This window comes from Pseudoalteromonas sp. Xi13, from assembly GCF_003952205.1.
GTDB classification, from domain to species: domain Bacteria; phylum Pseudomonadota; class Gammaproteobacteria; order Enterobacterales; family Alteromonadaceae; genus Pseudoalteromonas; species Pseudoalteromonas atlantica.
This window is the reverse complement of the sequence record NZ_CP034439.1, coordinates 2,306,253-2,323,442: the sequence shown is the minus strand read 5'-3', so window position 1 is coordinate 2,323,442 and position 17,190 is coordinate 2,306,253. Positions and strand designations below refer to the sequence as shown.

Annotated in this window: 12 protein-coding genes and 2 pseudogenes; 11 read left to right on the top strand and 3 right to left on the bottom strand. The window is 41.5% G+C overall.

What is annotated here, in order from left to right:
* Window positions 1-261: 261 nt before the first annotated feature.
* The 9 genes and pseudogenes from zwf to EJ103_RS10345 all read left to right on the top strand — a co-directional run bounded on the left by zwf (window position 262) and on the right by EJ103_RS10345 (window position 10,136).
* Window positions 262-1,734 (top strand): glucose-6-phosphate dehydrogenase, encoded by a 1,473-nt coding sequence (gene zwf, locus EJ103_RS10385; protein WP_126007550.1) that lies wholly within the window; start codon window positions 262-264, stop codon window positions 1,732-1,734.
* 3 nt (window positions 1,735-1,737) lie between these two features.
* Window positions 1,738-2,448, top strand: a complete 711-nt coding sequence (pgl, locus tag EJ103_RS10380; RefSeq protein WP_126007548.1) for a 6-phosphogluconolactonase — start codon at window positions 1,738-1,740, stop codon at window positions 2,446-2,448.
* 338 nt (window positions 2,449-2,786) lie between these two features.
* Window positions 2,787-3,494 carry a SapC family protein gene (locus EJ103_RS10375; protein WP_004589180.1) on the top strand — a complete coding sequence of 236 codons (708 nt, stop codon included), beginning with the start codon at window positions 2,787-2,789 and terminating at the stop codon, window positions 3,492-3,494.
* Between the two features lie 241 nt (window positions 3,495-3,735).
* Window positions 3,736-4,416: pseudogene (locus EJ103_RS10370) on the top strand (isoaspartyl peptidase/L-asparaginase); the annotation flags it as partial.
* A gap of 191 nt (window positions 4,417-4,607) precedes the next feature.
* Window positions 4,608-4,910 (top strand): hypothetical protein, encoded by a 303-nt coding sequence (locus EJ103_RS10365; RefSeq protein WP_206435481.1) that lies wholly within the window; start codon window positions 4,608-4,610, stop codon window positions 4,908-4,910.
* A gap of 125 nt (window positions 4,911-5,035) precedes the next feature.
* Window positions 5,036-5,392 (top strand): annotated as a pseudogene (locus EJ103_RS10360) (isoaspartyl peptidase/L-asparaginase); the annotation flags it as partial.
* Window positions 5,393-5,487: 95 nt separating this feature from the next.
* Complete coding sequence (hrpA, locus tag EJ103_RS10355; protein ID WP_126007546.1) at window positions 5,488-9,375, top strand: ATP-dependent RNA helicase HrpA; 3,888 nt, start codon at window positions 5,488-5,490, stop codon at window positions 9,373-9,375.
* A 74-nt stretch (window positions 9,376-9,449) separates the two neighbouring features.
* Window positions 9,450-9,830: a response regulator gene (locus EJ103_RS10350; protein ID WP_126007544.1), complete on the top strand. Its 381-nt coding sequence runs from the start codon at window positions 9,450-9,452 to the stop codon at window positions 9,828-9,830.
* Window positions 9,831-9,839: 9 nt separating this feature from the next.
* Window positions 9,840-10,136: a PilZ domain-containing protein gene (locus EJ103_RS10345; RefSeq protein WP_004589184.1), complete on the top strand. Its 297-nt coding sequence runs from the start codon at window positions 9,840-9,842 to the stop codon at window positions 10,134-10,136.
* Between the two features lie 96 nt (window positions 10,137-10,232).
* On the opposite strand, the gene EJ103_RS10340 is transcribed toward EJ103_RS10345, so the two are convergent.
* The gene (locus EJ103_RS10340) at window positions 10,233-11,423 is read right to left on the bottom strand and encodes a class I SAM-dependent methyltransferase (protein ID WP_126007542.1); all 1,191 of its coding nucleotides are present in this window, start codon (window positions 11,421-11,423) and stop codon (window positions 10,233-10,235) included.
* A 140-nt stretch (window positions 11,424-11,563) separates the two neighbouring features.
* Between EJ103_RS10340 and EJ103_RS10335 the strand changes: the two genes are divergently transcribed.
* Both EJ103_RS10335 and EJ103_RS10330 read left to right on the top strand, forming a co-directional pair.
* Window positions 11,564-12,220 (top strand): HD domain-containing protein, encoded by a 657-nt coding sequence (locus EJ103_RS10335; RefSeq protein WP_126007540.1) that lies wholly within the window; start codon window positions 11,564-11,566, stop codon window positions 12,218-12,220.
* A gap of 1 nt (window position 12,221) precedes the next feature.
* Entirely contained in the window at window positions 12,222-12,650 is a 429-nt protein-coding gene (locus EJ103_RS10330) for a VOC family protein (protein ID WP_126007538.1), read from the top strand.
* Here the strand turns inward: EJ103_RS10330 and EJ103_RS10325 are convergent.
* Window positions 12,647-13,642, bottom strand: coding sequence for a two-component system response regulator (locus EJ103_RS10325; protein ID WP_126007537.1), 996 nt, complete (start codon window positions 13,640-13,642; stop codon window positions 12,647-12,649). The two genes, EJ103_RS10330 and EJ103_RS10325, sit on opposite strands and share 4 nt — an antisense overlap.
* A gap of 9 nt (window positions 13,643-13,651) precedes the next feature.
* Window positions 13,652-16,984 (bottom strand): MHYT domain-containing protein, encoded by a 3,333-nt coding sequence (locus EJ103_RS10320; RefSeq protein ID WP_126007535.1) that lies wholly within the window; start codon window positions 16,982-16,984, stop codon window positions 13,652-13,654.
* Window positions 16,985-17,190: the final 206 nt, after the last annotated feature.

Below are 17,190 nucleotides of genomic sequence, written 5' to 3'. Positions count from 1 at the left end.
GCTTATGTAAATAAGCAAACCGAGTACCTTTGAACGGGTAGCGCTGGAGTTCTTAGGGCCTGTATTTTTGTGAGAGGATTTACAGGACTCCTAAGGCTCATTTAATTGTGCGAACAGTCAAATAATAAATAAAACGCCATAGCGTAAAACATTCAATAGGCTTTTATTAACACTAAGAGCCACTGTCATTCAAGCACTAAACCTGCATACCAAGCGGCTTATGGAAGTCGCTTTTAGGTATTACAAACGTAGAGAGTAACTATGCTTAATCCTTTTGATATTATAATTTTTGGGGGCGGTGGTGATCTTGCGTTACGCAAATTGCTACCTGCAATGTACAGAGCATATCAAGAAGGCAACTTACCAGAAGGCTCGCGTATTCTGCCTACAGTGCGTGAAGAAAGTAAGCGTGCTGACTACATAGAAACAGCACACAACGCACTGAAAGAGTTTTTAAGTAAAGGCGAATTTAACGCTAAAGATTGGCAAGCGTTTTCTACTTACTTAGTGCCTGTAGTAAGCAACGTAACTGAAGCTGACGACAACTGGGATGTACTTAAAGGCATTTTAGATGAGCACGACAGCAATAAATCTCGCGTATTTTATTTATCACTTCCGCCTGCTGTTTACGGCACATGTTGTGAAATTTTATCAACGAAAGGTTTAATCACACCCACTTCACGTGTGGTTGTTGAAAAGCCAATTGGTTACTGCGGCGAATCAGCTGAGGCTATCAATGGTAAAATTGCAGAGTTTTTTGACGAAGAGCAAATTTTCCGTATTGACCACTACTTAGGTAAAGAGACAGTACAAAACCTAATGGCACTGCGTTTTTCAAATTCACTGTTTGAAAACATGTGGGATGCTAAATCTATTGATAATATTCAAATTAGTTTATCTGAAACGGTAGGCCTTGAAAGCCGTGCTGGTTTTTACGATAAAGCCGGTGCATTGCGCGACATGGTGCAAAACCACCTATTACAGTTATTGTGCTTAGTGGCAATGGAATCACCAAATAAACTAAACGCAAATAGCATCCGTACTGAAAAACTTAAAGTATTAGAAGCACTTCGTCCGTTACTTGAAGGTGACGTAGATGAAAATATCGTTCGTGGTCAATACGTACCAGGGGATTTAAACGGTAAAATTGTACCAGGTTACTTAGAAGAGCTTAACGAAGGTTCAAGTAAAACAGAAACCTTTGTGGCTATTCGTGCACACATTGATAACTGGCGCTGGGCGGGGGTACCTTTTTACCTTCGTACTGGTAAGCGTATGGCTAAACGTTGTGCAGAAATTGTGGTTGAGTACAAAAAAGTATCGCACAATATTTATGAAGAAAACGTGGGTAATATTGAGCCAAACCGCCTTGTTATTCGTTTGCAGCCTGAAGAGACGATTCAATTAACGCTTATGTCTAAGCGCCTTGATAATCTTGAAATGCAATTAGAGCCGGTAACGATGAATATTGAGCTTTCTCAAGCATACAGCAACGGTTTCCATTCTGATGCGTACAAACGCTTAATGCTTGATGCTGCAGCTAATAACCCATCGTTATTTATACACCGTGACGAAGTTCGTCAAGCGTGGAAATGGATAGATCCAATTATTGAGCGCTGGCAAACCAAAGGCAAACCTGCACTTTATCGTGCTGGTAGCTGGGGACCGGATGATGCTGATGAATTATTAGCTGAAAACAACCACGTGTGGTTTAACACAGGCGATAAGGCGTAAGGTATGGCAACACTTGTTGAAAAATTTTTTGACTCAAAAGATGAGTTAACCGCTGAGCTATCACACACGCTTGAGCAATCTTTACGTGATGGCATAAAAAGTGATGGCCGTGCTGTGCTAATGGTATCGGGCGGTTCGTCTCCGGCGCCAGCGTACAAGCACTTATCAACGCTTGATTTAGATTGGCAAAATGTAGATGTTGCCATGGTTGATGAGCGCTGGGTTGAGCCAAGCCACGAAAAAAGTAACGAAGCGTTTATAAAAAGCACCTTGTTACAAAATTACGGCAGTGCCGCTAATTTTATTACCATGAAAAACGATGCAGCAACGGCCGAGCAGGGCGCACAAGTATGTGAAGCCGCTTATAGCGCTTTAAAAGCACCGTATGATGTAACAATTTTAGGCATGGGTCCAGATGGCCATACAGCGTCTTTGTTCCCACATGCGCAGGGTCTTGAGCATGGTTTAACAACACAGCAAACTGTGTGCGCTATTAATGCAATAGAAAGTGACGTGACAGGCAGCATTACAGAGCGCATGACACTGACTTTAAATGCAATAGCAAACTCTAAAGTGGTTAAACTCCTGATCAGTGGTGAAGAAAAGCTAGCGGTTTACAAGCAAGCTAAAGCGGGTGGCGATGTAAACGATATGCCACTTCGCGCTGTGCTAAACCACCCAAGCATAAATATTGAAGTGTATTGGGCGCCTTAATTTAGCCGCTCATTTACAGTTTAAAAAGGCAGCTTAATTAAGCTGCCTTTTTATTTGGCTAAATAACGTGCTAAACCTATTAAAAAAATACCGCCAAACTGTTAACCAATGTTAATGGTTTTTATGGCGCTGTATTAAAATCACCCGTTATTTGTACTGTTTTTGAGCGTATTAGTTGCGTTTTTATTGTCTGTTTTTTAGCAACGCCCAGATTTAGTTAAACTTTATTTTTTCATGACGGTTGTCATAAAACTTTCCCTTCCTTTTTTCGTTCAAAAGCATTAGCCTAAAGGCATTAACAATGAAACATATATATTAAAAATAAACGGAGCAGTAACATGGCGGAGCAACAAGTACAGCCTTTACATAACGAAAAGCATGCCAACACTAAAATTCAAAACGGCATCAACGTTGAATTTATGAAAACTCAACATTTAGTGCCAGTAGTTGCACATGAGTTTGCACGCGTAGCAAATGAATTCCCAATGTCTTTTGTTAAAAACAACGAAAGCGGTACTTTCCAAGCAGTTGCAATGTTTGGCCTAGAGCCAGGCGAAAACCTGTTTGTAGAAGATGGTAAATGGACAGCAGCTTTTGCGCCTATGGCATCAACGCGTTACCCATTAGGTCTAGTAAAGCACCCTGAGCAAGATCAGTACGGTATTGTGATTGACGAAGCAAGCTCGCTTGTAGGTGAAGAAGAAGGCAACGCATTATTTGAAAACGGTGAAGAAACTGACTACTTAAAGCGTCGTAAAGAGTCTTTAGTGTCTTTCATTGAGTTTTCTCAAGTAACAGAAGCCTTCACTAAATATTTAGCTGATAAAGAGCTACTCGTAGCGCAAACGCTAACTGTAGACATTAAAGGCGAGAAAAAAGACATCAACGGTATTTACCTTATCGATGAGAAAAAACTTAACTCGCTTAGCGATGAAGAATTTTTAGAGCTTCGTAAGCGCGGTTACTTAGCACCTATTTATTCGTTCTTAACATCTACTCACCAAGTAGCACGTTTAGCACGTTTAAAAGCTAAGCAAGACGCGTAATTACATACACGTTTAGCTAAAAAGCGCCTGATGGCGCTTTTTTTGTGCCATTAAACTTACTCTATGCCAATTTTTAAAAATAGGCCAGAGGGGAAAATCACACCCTCGTATTTCGCATTATTATTAGGCTGTTTATTAAGTGCTTAAATAAAGTGCTAACTTAATACCGTTGATATTAGTTGAAAAAATACGTGTAACCATTCAAAGTAAATTCAATACTAAATTTAAAAAAGAGCGCACTATGAAAAAAACATTCTTATTGTCAGTTTTAGCCAGCGGCTGCTTAACACTAAGCACGCAAGCATTAAGTGAACAAGCTCCGTTTGCTATAGCGATTCATGGTGGAGCAGGCACAATTGAAAAAGCAAAATTTACCCCAGAGCAAGAAAAAGCCTACCGAGCAAAACTAGCCGAAGCTGTTGAAGCGGGTTATACCGTACTTGAAAAGGGCGGCGAAAGTTTAGATGCAATCACCACTGCTATTGAAGTATTAGAGCAGTCGCCTTACTTTAATGCTGGGCGCGGTGCAGTGTACACCTATGATGGCAGCCATGAACTTGATGCCTCAATAATGGATGGGCGAAACCGTCAAGCGGGTGCGGTCGCTGGCGTAAAGCACATAGAAAGCCCAATTCAATTAGCCCGCTTAGTAATGGATAACTCAGTACACGTAATGCTTAGTGGTCAAGGCGCTGAAGAATTTGCAAAAGAGCAGGGCGTTGCGCTGATAGAAAATAATATATTTGATACTAAGCACCGTTATGAAGCACTTTTAAAAGCAAAGCAAAAATTAGAAAAAGAAAAAGCAACCAGCAAAAACTACCAAGCTGCGCATAAGGCCCTGCCAACAAATTATAAAATGGGCACCGTAGGCGCAGTGGCACTTGATAAAAACGGCAATTTAGCCGCAGGTACATCTACTGATGTCAGATTTAGCTAAACATAGCCATTCAGGTTTATTAAAATAAATTGTTTTAAGTTCAATCTTCAGCTACAAAAGTAAATTTTTTGATTGTAGAATCCTTCCCCCTAAGAAATTTCATTCAAAATAACTCAATCACACTTAATTAAGATCTATACGGGTTAAATATGCGGAAAGAACTTAAGAGAGGTATGAACCTCGCAAAATTGTTACGTAAATACCATGCTGACTTCCCTCCTAATGGGTTGGCTATTTTTATCGAGGTAAGTAGTTCAGAGGGTATTAGCTCTTCAGAGTTAGTAGAAAAGCTTTGTATGCCTAAGGCTACAGTTAGCCGTAATTTACGTATGTTAAGTGACAGGGCCTCCCCTACCAAAGAGGGTATGTATCTGGTTACTTTAAGGCATGATCCTAATGATTATAGAGTAAGACGAGCTTACTTGACCGACAAAGGAAGGGGTTTTTTATTAGAGCTCCTTAAAGCTTTGGATTAAGTGACACTGTGGGATTTTGAAACTCGTAAGGGTTTTCTTTGGCATACATTGGAGCTTCAGGTTCCCATACTCAGTAGATATTTTAATTTAGCAAGCTTTAGTTTAGCTGTATGTACACAGCACCTACAGGTGGCATGACCGCAAAACGCTTTGGCCGCATTGGCGATTCCCCTGTTATTGGCGCGGGTACATTTGCTGAAAACGATTCGTGTGCGGTGTCGGCCACCGGTCACGGCGACTATTTTATTCGTTACAGTGTTGCCAGTGATATTTGCGCACGCGTTAAATATCAAAATAAAACCATTGAACAAGCTGGGGATGAGGTTATTAACCAAGTACTTGCGCCTATAGGTGGTACAGGTGGGGTTATTATTGTGGATGCTAAAGGTCATATTAGTATGCCATTTAATACCTCGGGCATGTACCGAGCGAGCAAATCGAACACGCAAGCAACCTTTGTGGGCATTTTTAAAAACCAATAGCGTGATATATAAGCCTTATAGGGATTGTAGGATTAACGCTGCGCGTTTATTTTGATACTATTAGCCCTCATTTATTAAATTTATAAGGTGTGCGGGTGGTAAACCTAGGTCAGTTGTTTGGCGAGCTTAAAACGTGCTTAAAAAAAGATCAGTTTATATTTAAAAAACGCTTACATGGCGTAAAAAAAATACAAGACGAGACTAAGCAGGCCAATGCCCTTGAAAAAATAGCGGCTGATATTACCCGCAGCCAGCAGCTACGTGAAAAACGTTTAGCTGAGCTGCCCGCTGTAACGTACCCTGAGCAATTACCGGTAAGTCAAAAAAAGGACGTCATTAAAGACGCCATTGCGAATAATCAAGTGGTGATTATTGCCGGTGAAACAGGCTCAGGTAAAACCACGCAAATACCAAAAATGTGTTTAGAGCTTGGCCGTGGGGTTGATGGCTTTATTGGCCATACCCAGCCAAGACGTTTAGCCGCGCGCAGTGTAGCTAACCGTATTGCTGAGGAAATGAAATGTGAGCTTGGCCAACAAATCGGTTTTAAAATACGCTTTAGTGATCAGGTTTCTACTAATACGTATGTAAAACTGATGACCGACGGTATTTTGCTCGCCGAAATACAACAAGACCGCTTTTTAAATCAGTACGACACCATCATTATTGATGAAGCCCATGAGCGCAGCTTAAATATCGATTTTATTTTAGGGTATTTAAAAAACTTACTGCCAAAGCGCCCCGACTTAAAAGTTATTATTACCTCGGCGACCATTGATCCTGAACGTTTTTCAAAGCACTTTGATGATGCGCCAATTATTGAAGTGTCGGGACGTACATTCCCCGTTGAGGTGCGCTATAACCCTATAAGCGATATAAATAAAGACGCTATGGAAGCCGAAGGCGACCAACTGCAAGGTATTTTTGATGCGGTAGATGAGCTGTGCGCTGAAGGGCCCGGGGACATTCTCATATTTTTAAATGGCGAGCGCGAAATTCGCGATACCGCAGAGGCGCTCTCTAAACGTAATTTAAAACACACCGACGTATTACCACTTTACTCGCGCTTATCTAACGCAGAGCAAAACCGTATATTTGCCCCGCATTCGCGCCGCCATATCATTTTATCAACCAACGTAGCCGAAACTTCATTAACGGTGCCGGGTATTCGTTATGTAATAGACCCAGGTACAGCGCGTATTAGCCGTTACAGCTATCGCACTAAAGTACAGCGTTTACCTATTGAGCCAATTTCTCAGGCAAGTGCGAACCAACGTATGGGACGCTGTGGCCGTGTTGAAGCGGGTATTTGTATACGTTTATACTCGCAAGATGACTTTATATCTCGCCCTGAATTTACAGACCCAGAAATACTGCGCACTAATTTAGCCTCTGTTATTTTGCAAATGTTGGCATTAGGGCTTGGCGATATGAGCGAGTTTCCGTTTGTGCAAGCGCCAGATAGCCGCAATATTAACGATGGTTTAACCCTACTTGAAGAGCTTCAGGCGATTAAGCCGAGTAAAAAGCGCCATCAAACGAGTTTAACGCAATCAGGGCGTGAGCTTAGCCGCTTACCGGTCGACCCGCGCTTAGCTAAAATGGTGTTGACGGCTAATAAGCTCGGTGCACTACGAGAAGTTATTATTATTGTGGCAGCGCTGTCGATTCAAGACCCCCGAGAGCGCCCGCAAGAAAAACGCGCAGCAGCGAACGAAAAGCACAGCCGCTTTGATGATCCTGACTCGGATTTTATTGCTTTTTTAAATCTTTGGAATTACCTAGAAGAGCAGCAAAGTGAGCTGACAAATAGCCAGTTTAGAAAGTTGTGCCAAAAAGACTTTTTAGCTTATATGCGTATTCGTGAGTGGCAAGACATTGTTTATCAAATAAGCACTGTGTGCAACGAAATGAAAATTAAAGCCACCACGCAAGTGGCTGACTCTGAGCTAATTCACAAAGCGTTACTGAGCGGCATGTTAAGTCACATAGGCTTTAAAGACGAAAAGCAAATATATAAAGGCGCTCGCAATAGCCAGTTTCATATTTTTCCGGGTTCTGGATTATTTAAAAAGAGCCCCAAATGGATTATGTCGGCAGAGCTGGTAGAGACCAGTAAACTATACGCACGCATTAATGCCAAAATAGATATTAATTGGGTAGAGCCCCTTGCACAGCACTTAGTAAAACGAAGCTATTCTGAGCCGCATTGGGAGAAAAAACCAGGCGCTGTTATCGCGTTCGAGCAACAAACCTTGTACGGCTTATTGGTGGTTAATAAACGCCGCTGTGTGTATAGCAATATAGACCTTAAAGTTAGCCGTGAGCTGTTTGTACGCACCGCCCTTGTAGAGCAAGAGCTTGGCTTAAATGAGCAGTTTTTAGCGTACAACCGCGAGCTAATAGAAGATATTCAGGTACTTGAGCATAAATCGCGACGTCGCGATATTTTGGTTGATGAGCAAACGTTATTTGAATTTTACGATAAAAAAATACCTAAAGAAATCAACAACCGTGCAGCCTTTATTAAGTGGTATAAAACTCAAAAGCAAAAAGACAAACGCTACCTATACATGACCCGTGAAGAGCTTATGCAGCACGGTGCAAGTAATATTACTGAGTTTGATTACCCTGATACATGGCAGCAAGATAATATTATTTTGCCGCTGAGCTATCATTTTGATCCAGGACAAGCTGTTGATGGGGTGGCTGTACAAATACCGGTAGCACTTTTAAACCAAGTGCAAGAAACCGGGTTTGATTGGCATATACCTGCCTTTAGGCATGAGCTAATAAGTGGTTTAATTAAATCGTTACCTAAGTCGTTACGTCGTAACTTTGTACCTGCCCCCAATTACGCTGATGCTGTACTGGCAGCCATTGAGCCTATGCAAGGCAGCTTACTTGATGCACTTACTACACGCTTACTAAGAATGACAGGCGTAAAAGTAGATATAGAAGCGTGGGATTTAAACGCACTGGCGCCTCATTTAAGATTGCAGTTTGAGGTGCGTGATGAGCACGATAAATTGCTTGCACGCGGACTAGATTTAGCAAAACTAAAAACACAGCTGCAAGGCAAAGTAACCGATACGCTATCAAAGGTGGCCGATAAAGGCATTGAAAAAGCCGATTTAACACAATGGGACTTTGGCGCTTTGCCTGCCTCGTACGTTAAAAAGCAAGGCCAATACGAAATAAAAGCTTACCCAGCGCTGGTAGATAAAAAATCCACAGCGGCAATTGAGCTCTTTGATAGTGAAGAAAAAGCCCAGCAAGCGCATCAGCAAGGTTTACGTCGTTTAGTATTGTTAAATGTGCCGTCGCCAATAAAGTACCTTCAGCAAAACTTACCTAATAAAGCCAAACTGGGCTTGTACTTTAATCCGTTTGGGAAAATTGCAGATTTAATTGATGATTGTATTGCCGCCGGCGTAGACAGCTTATTAATAAAGCATGGCGATATACGCGATGAAAACGCTTTTGATAAAGTTAAAGAGCAAATTAGGGGCGAACTAGGCGATGCTGTGGTCGAAATTGCCACCCAGGTTGAACAAGTTTTAAGCATTGCTCATGCGTTACATAAAAAAATGAAAGGGCGTGTCGATTTAACTATGATAACTGCCCATGGCGATATAAAATCGCAGCTTGAGTCACTTATCTTCAAAGGGTTTGTGAGCGCTCACGGTGCGAATAAAATGCCCGACCTAATTCGTTATTTAAAAGCGATTCAAAAACGTTTAGAAAAACTGCCTGTTGATCCTAACCGCGATAGACTGTGTGTTTTAGAACTTGAAAAAGTAGCGCAAGAGTACAAAAAGCTCGTAAATAAAATTCCAAAAGGCTTGCCTATTCCGCAACAGGTAAACGCTATTTTTTGGATGCAGCAGGAGCTTAGAGTGTCACTGTTTGCGCAAACCTTAGGTACCCCATATCCTATTTCTGCAAAACGCGTTATGAATGCGATAAAAGAGATAGAATAAAACTTGCATTTTCTATTAAGCTTAGTACCTTAATAGAAGGATTTATTTTTGGTTGAGAAGGAAGCGACATACCTATGTCCTCATCGGTTGAACATAAGATTAAGCGATTGTTAGTTGTAGATGACGAGTATTTTAATTATGAAATGCTTAAATCTGCCCTGACTTCAAAATTTGATGTTAGTTATGCTGACTCGGGGGAAAGCTGTTTGGCGTCTGCCATTGCTAACCCGCCGGATATTATTTTGCTTGATGTATGTATGCCTGGCCTCGATGGGTATGATACATGTCGGATGCTTAAGCACACGCCTGAGACTAAAAATATACCTGTTGTTATGGTTTCGGGCTTAGAGTCGCCCTCGGAAAAGCAAGCTGGCTTTGATGCAGGGTGTGATGCCTATGTAGTAAAACCGTTTTCGATGGGTACTTTATTTGAGCAAATAAACACGGTTGTTTGAAGGTGATGCATGTTTACTGAAGATAAGCGCAATTTTAGACGTATGCAGGTTAATACCCCTGCTCAATTAACAACAATAGAGCCTGTTGCTGGGCTAAATTATACCGCAGAATGTGTTGATTTAAGTGCCACTGGGTTATCACTTCATTTAGATGACTTGCTTGAGCTCGATACTTTGCTACAGGTTAATATAGAGTCGACTCACCCAAGTATTGCCTCTTTAAATGCAACGGCTAAAGTTATACGTGCTAGCAAAGAAGACGATGGCACCATTACCGCAGGATTAGAAATAGTTCAGTTTAATTAAATTGAATAAACACCAAGCCGCTGGCTTTTGCAATTGCGGGTGTAAAATAACGTTCGATTTTATTACCTACGTCCTTGTAGGTAATAACAATAATTTTTAGTAAACCTTACAAATCAAGCCTTTTAAGTAAAAGCCTTCAGGGTAACTGCCAGCAATAGGGTGATCGGCCGCTTGATTTAAACGCTCCATAATCAATAGCTCTTTACCTGCATCTAGCGCAGCGTCTGCTACCACTTTTTGAAACAAGTTTTGCTCCATTAATCCAGAGCACGAGAAGGTAAGTAATGTACCGCCTGGTTTTAATATTTGCATAGCAATCATGTTTATATCTTTATAACCACGACACGCACCGGTTAGCTGCGCTTTGTTGTCTGCAAATTTTGGTGGGTCCATCACAATAGTGTCAAACTGTTTGCCTTCCTCACGGTATTGGCGTAATAGCTTAAACACATCTTGTTTTACAAAATCGACTTTATTTAAATCTAAGTTATTGTGCTCTACGTTACGCTTAGCGGTATCCAGTGCTGGTTGTGATACATCAACATTAGTGACGTGTTTACAGCCACCACGTAGTGCGTAAAGTGAGAAAGTACCTGTGTAGCTAAAGCAATTTAATACGGTTTTATCTTTTGAAAAGCGCTCAAGTGCTGCGCGGCTATCACGCTGATCCAGGTAAAAGCCTGTTTTATGACCTTCTAAAATGTCTACTTCAAGCTTTAAGCCATTTTCTTCAATAACCACAGGCTCTGAAGGTTCGTTGCCCCACAGTACACCTTTAATAGGTTCTAAGCCTTCTTTGGTGCGCACGTCTACATCTGAGCGCTCATAAATATTCGCGCCAGGAAAAATAGCCATTAACGCGCCTACAATTTCACCTTTATGGCGCTCAGCGCCGGCACTTAGTAATTGGCAAACTAAGGTGTTATCAAACTTATCAATGGTTACACCTGGCAAGTAGTCAGACTCAGCAGCACACAACCTAAAGCCAGTTAAACCGCCTTCGGTTATTGCATGCTCGCGGGCATGTAAAGCACGGCGTAAGCGACGCTCAAAAAAGTGTTGGTCTATTACTTCTTTTTCATCAAAGCTCCACACACGCGCTCTTATTTGTGAGTGAGGGCTATAAGCAGCGGTGGCTAAAAATTTACCTTCGCTGTCGTGAATGGTAACCGTATCACCTAGGCCTGGTTTACCTTTAATTTTTTTGATGGCTTTTGAAAATAACCAAGGGTGTTTTCTTTTTAATGATTTTTCGCGACCAGCTTGTAGGTAAACGGCAGATGACATAAGGCTTCTCAGTTGTAATAAATAAGCGCTGTATTTTAGTCAAGCATAGGGCAACATACAATGAATGTTTTGCAAGGGAGGTGTAAAGCACGTTAAAGTACGGATAATTCTCATATAAATTAGTTTTTTGGAACATCACTGTGGACAACACTGCTTTAAGCCCTGAGTTACAACAGCTTGATTCTCAATGTCGCTCATTTATTACTTCGTTAATACATGCCGATGTAGCACACGACATAACGCATATTGAACGCGTAGTGCGTGTTGCCATTCAATTATGTCACGCCGAGCAAGCCAATATGAATATTGTTTTGCCGGCGGCGTGGATGCACGATTGTGTTGCGGTGGCAAAAAACCATCCCGATAGAGCAAAAGCATCTACCATGGCGGCAGATAAAGCCATTGCGTTTTTAAAATCAATTAACTACGACGCATGTTTGTTTGATGATATTCATCATGCTATCGCTGCCCATAGCTTTAGCGCCAATATAGCGGTTAAAACTGTAGAAGCGCAAATCGTGCAAGATGCCGATAGAATGGATGCACTCGGTGCAATAGGCGTTAGCCGCTGTATGAAAGTAGGGGGCTCTATTAGCCGCTTACTGTATAACCCTGATGACCCATTTTGTGTTAACCGCGAAGCAGATGATAAAACCTATACCCTTGATCATTTTTTTATTAAATTGCTTCATATTGCTAAGAGCATGAATACGCCCTCAGCTAAAGCCGAGGCAGAGCGACGCACAGAGTATATGTATGCGTTTTTAGAGCAGCTAAAATCAGAAATTGGTCAATAATATGAGCGCGCCTTTATTATCGGGCATTGATCATTGCCATCTTAATGTTGAAAACATCCAAGAAGCGCTAAAGTGGTACAAGCAGGTACTAGGCTTTAGCGTAGTTGAAGAGCTTGCCTTTTGGGATGAAAATGGCAAGGGGCCACTCACACTTGAAGATAGCGCAAAAACAACGCGTTTAGCATTATTTGAAGGACAAGGGCGAAGCAAAGGTATTGCGTTTGCAGCAACCGGTGCACAGTTTATTGGTTGGGTTGATTATTTAAATGGCTTAAACATAAAAACTGTACTGGCCGATCACAGTGTAACGTTTTCGCTTTATTTTAAAGATAACAGTGGGAATAGCCACGAAATAACCTCTCATGATTACCCGCACATAAAAGCGGTATATGGTGATGTAAAACAAGGCTCACGCACGCGCAATACTTAGTGTTGCTCTTGATATGCGTTTTTAATTGCGATTATAGCATCTAGCTTATTTACAAATAAATTGATGAGGTGGGGGTCAAAGTGTTTACCCGCTTGTGCTTGCATATGCTCAAGCGCCTCTTCTACACCCCAAGCCTCTTTATACGGGCGTTTTGAGGTAAGGGCATCAAATACATCTGCAATAGCCACAATACGTCCTTCAACCGATATTTGTTCGCCTTTTAAACCATTAGGGTAGCCACTGCCATCCCACTTTTCGTGGTGCTCTATAGCCAGTTTATGGGCAAGTTGTAATAGCGGTGATGAGGAGTTTGCTAAAATTTGTGCGCCAATAGCCGCATGCTGTTTCATGTGGTCAAATTCGTCAGGGGTTAATCGCCCAGGTTTTAATAAAATAGCATCCGGAATACCTATTTTACCTACATCGTGCATAGGGGCTGCTTGGCGAAGTAGCTCTGCTTGTTGCTCACCCATGCCAAATTCTAATGCTAATAATTTACTGTATTGGCTCATCCTAGCAATGTGTTCGCCAGTGTCTGTGTCTTTATACTCTGCAGCGCGGCCTAACCGATGTACTAAATCAACATGGGCTTGCTTTAATTGCTCGGCTTGTACGAGCGATAAATGCGTTTTAACACGTGCGCGCACAATCGCGGGGCTAATAGGTTTAGTAATGTAATCAACAGCGCCAAGTTCAAAGCCTTTAAACTCATCGCTTTCATCGCCCAAAGCCGTTACAAAAATAGTTGGGATATGCGAAAGCGCGGGTGTGCTTTTAAGTATTTCGCAGACCTCAAAGCCATTCATATCGGGCATCATGATATCGAGTAATATAAGTTTAGGCTGTTCTTTTTCAAGTAGCGCAAGTGCTGCAGCGCCCGATTTAGCAAAAGACATACGGTATTGATTACCTAATACTTCTCGCATGACTTTTAAGTTAGCAGGTTCATCGTCAACGATTAATATACGTGGTTTGTCGTTGCTAAAATCCATTCAATATTCTCATTCTTGGGTAAACTCTTTAATTAGACCGTCTAGCACGTGTTGCGCCTGATCAAAGTCAAATTCATCAAATGCGTTTACAACCTCATTTATTTGAGTTTGTAAGTGTGCAGGGGCGTTATTTTCAAGCTGCGCTAGCAAATCATCGTTGAGCTCGGCGCTTTGCGCTTCATGGTGCAGCGTTTCACACAGTGACTTTAATTCAGCCGTGTTTAGCGTGCTTTTTTGCTCAGTATTTTCACTCTCAGCAGGCGTGATTTGTGCGCACTCATCGCCTGATATTAATTGCGTTATTGTCTCTAACTCGTCTTTTATTTGTGTTACTAACGCTTTAGATTGCTCAGAAGTTTGCTCGCGCTCTAAATTGGCTAATAAAGTCATTAATGTTGTTAGGCCTAAATTACCGGCGACCCCTTTAAGGGTATGTATCAGGCTATTGGCGTCTTTAATCTCAGATAACTTACTGTTAAATAAAATGTCAAATCGTTTATTGCTGTCATTTATAAATTTGGCAATTTCGGTTAACTGCTTGCATTTATTACCCCAAAGCATCACACCTTTTTCAAAGTCGATGTGTTTAGCCTCAGGGTCTGATTGGCTAATAACCATATCTTTAGCAATACCTAAGCCAAGCACCTGGGCTATTTCTTGGTTAAGCTGATTTATATCTATCGGCTTATTAGCAAAGCCGTTCATGCCAGCACGTTTAGCTGTGAGTTTATCTTGCTGTAGAACGCTTGCCGTTAACGCAATAATGGGGGTAAATTTAAGCTGCCTTTGCTTTTCTATGGCTCTAATTTTTGTGGTTGCTTCTATGCCATCACACTCAGGCATATGAATATCCATTAAGATGACATCAAAATCTTGCTTCTCGAATATTGCAATAGCCTCTAAACCGTTGCTTGCTTTGCTTACCAAATGTTGATCTTTAGAAAGTAATAACGAAAGCAGCTCGGTGTTTTGCTCAATATCATCCACCACAAGTACCCTTAGCGATGGTAATTGAGTGTGCAGGCCTTCGAAATGGTCTATTTTTTCTGCATCGCCTTGTATAAGCGGTAAAGAGAAGTAAAAGCAGGTGCCTTTGTTTTCTTCACTGACTAGATTTATGGTGCCGCCCATCAGCTCTACTAATTGTTTACTAATGGTTGTTCCAAGGCCTGTACCGCCAAAGCGACGAGTAGTGGTGCCATCGGCCTGAACAAACGGCTGAAATATAGCTTTAACGCGGTCTTTGGCAATACCTATACCGGTATCTTGGACTTCAAAAAAGAGCTGATCGGTTTGCGTAGTACTTACAGTGAGCTCAACCGAACCTTGTTCGGTAAATTTAATGGCGTTACCGATGAGGTTAGTTAAAATTTGCCTTAACCTATCTGGGTCGCCATAGTAAGTTGTGGCAACAGAGTTTTTAATATTCAATTTTAAACGCAAGTCTTTCTTTTTTGCTTCAAGCCAAAATGTCGAAATAATGCTATCGAGTACTTGTTTTAAACTAAAGTGAACGGGTTCAATAGTTAGCTTTCCGCGCTCAAGTTTTGCAGTATCAAGCACTTCGTTAAGTAACCTTAATAATGAACGCGCCGCATTATTAACTGTAACCAAGTGCTTTTGCTGTTCTTGGTTTAGCGGAGTGTCCATCAGTAGGTCGCTAAAACCGATAATAGAATTCATCGGCGTGCGGATCTCATGGCTCATATTAGCCATAAAAGATTGCTTAGCGTGCGCTGCTTCTTCAGCTTGCAACTTTGCCTGCTCAAGTTTGTCTTCGTATTCCTTTTGTTCTGTAATATCAACCAATACCCCATCTATCCACTGCGGATTATTATCTTTATCAAGGGTAATACTGCCTTTATCTAATACCCAGGCAACTTTGCCGTTACGGTGGCGAATACGATACTCTACCGAGTACTTTAAACTTGAGGTCATGGCTTGCGCTACGGCTTCGTTTACCGTTGGCTGATCTGTTTTCAAAATAAGGTCGTTAAGTTCAATGCAGCTTTCTGTGAACTCTTCTGGCGTGTACCCTGTTAGTTCAGCCACTGTTGGGCTGATAAATAACATGCTCCAGTTTTCGTCGTACTTACAGCGAAAAGCAGCGCCAGGCATATTATCCATTAAAGAGCGGTACTTTTGCTCTTTTTCAATAAGGCTTTGCTGCATAGCGCGTTGTTCGGTTAAATCGGTGATAAAGCCAACATATAACGGCATATGGCCTGGCTGATTAACTTCCCCTATACCTAAGCGAATAGGAAAAAGGTGGCCATCTTTGTGTTTGGCAGACACATCCCTATTTATACCAATTACTTTACCTAGATCTACATTTTTGGCGTGAGACAAATAGCCATCATGGTGGCGAGCGATTTCATCGGCCATCAGCATTTTTACATTATGACCTTGGACTTCGTTTTCTCGCCAACCAAAAATTTTGCTGGCCGCTTCGTTAAAGCTCAAAATAATGCCGGTGTGATCTATAGTCACAATGCCATCAATAGCAGTGCCTAAAATAGCATTTAGTCGAGATTCATCCGCCGATTTTTCCTCAAGCAGTAAGCGGTATCTAACCATGCCATTTATAACTGCAATAACACAGGTTATAGCAACAGTCGCGGTAGCTACGGCAATAGCCACAAAAGCAAGTTCAGTGGTTGACTCTTGATAATCGGGTAAAAGCGGTGTGGTTGCAACAAAGCGGGTAGCGGCCATACCCATATAGTGCATACCTGCCACCGCTGAGCCTAAAATAACAGCGGTAATAGCGCGCGCTTGCAGTTGTGATAAATTAGGTAGCAAACGCGTTAAATGATAACGCGTAAAAAGGGCTATAAACGATAAACCAACAGCGACCACAATTGATAAAGCAAATATGATTGCATCGTAACGTAGTAACGGGGCCAGCTCCATTGCTGCCATGCCGCTGTAGTGCATTGTACCAATGCCTGAGCCTAGTAAAATAGAGCAAATAATAAGGTTTTTATACGACCCTTGCGATTTTACTAATATCGAAAAAGCATACTGACATGAAATAAACGCCGGTAAAAAAGACAACACGGTAATGAGTGGATCATAGCTAATGTTTGTACACAACGAAAAGGCCAGCATACCTATAAAATGCATGCTCCAAATTCCGGCCGATAAAACCGTGGCACCGGTCACATTGGCTAAGCGTTTATAGTTTTCGAATTGCGTTTGCTTTGCTACATCAACCAACCAGATCGTAAAAAAGGCAGCAAAAATAGCGGTAATGACCGATAAACTAACCAGTATAGGGTTATATGCACCGTTGATAATGAGGCTCGGATCGTGGTCGGTTATAAAAAATGCAGACAGCATAGTGGCTCAAATTAGTATCTTTATTGAACTAGTTTAATAGATTTAATATATAAATAAACTGTTAATCTAATAATTTATATTATAAATCAGTGAGGTTACTTTTTAGCATTAAAATATTAACATGCGTAGCGTGCTTTATTAATAAGACGTGATTTTGCGTAAATAAAAATAATAATAAACACTGAGCCCATTTATTTATCGCTAAA

Excerpts from the sequence above, each read along its gene's own strand:
- zwf (WP_126007550.1), top strand. The coding sequence starts at position 262 with ATGCTTAATCCTTTTGATATTATAATTTTTGGGGGCGGTGGTGATCTT.
- pgl (WP_126007548.1), top strand. The coding sequence starts at position 1,738 with ATGGCAACACTTGTTGAAAAATTTTTTGACTCAAAAGATGAGTTAACC.
- EJ103_RS10375 (WP_004589180.1), top strand. The coding sequence starts at position 2,787 with ATGGCGGAGCAACAAGTACAGCCTTTACATAACGAAAAGCATGCCAAC.
- EJ103_RS10365 (WP_206435481.1), top strand. The coding sequence starts at position 4,608 with ATGAACCTCGCAAAATTGTTACGTAAATACCATGCTGACTTCCCTCCT.
- EJ103_RS10350 (WP_126007544.1), top strand. The coding sequence starts at position 9,450 with ATGTCCTCATCGGTTGAACATAAGATTAAGCGATTGTTAGTTGTAGAT.
- EJ103_RS10345 (WP_004589184.1), top strand. The coding sequence starts at position 9,840 with ATGTTTACTGAAGATAAGCGCAATTTTAGACGTATGCAGGTTAATACC.
- EJ103_RS10340 (WP_126007542.1), bottom strand. The coding sequence starts at position 11,423 with ATGTCATCTGCCGTTTACCTACAAGCTGGTCGCGAAAAATCATTAAAA.
- EJ103_RS10330 (WP_126007538.1), top strand. The coding sequence starts at position 12,222 with ATGAGCGCGCCTTTATTATCGGGCATTGATCATTGCCATCTTAATGTT.
- EJ103_RS10325 (WP_126007537.1), bottom strand. The coding sequence starts at position 13,642 with ATGGATTTTAGCAACGACAAACCACGTATATTAATCGTTGACGATGAA.
- EJ103_RS10320 (WP_126007535.1), bottom strand. The coding sequence starts at position 16,984 with ATGCTGTCTGCATTTTTTATAACCGACCACGATCCGAGCCTCATTATC.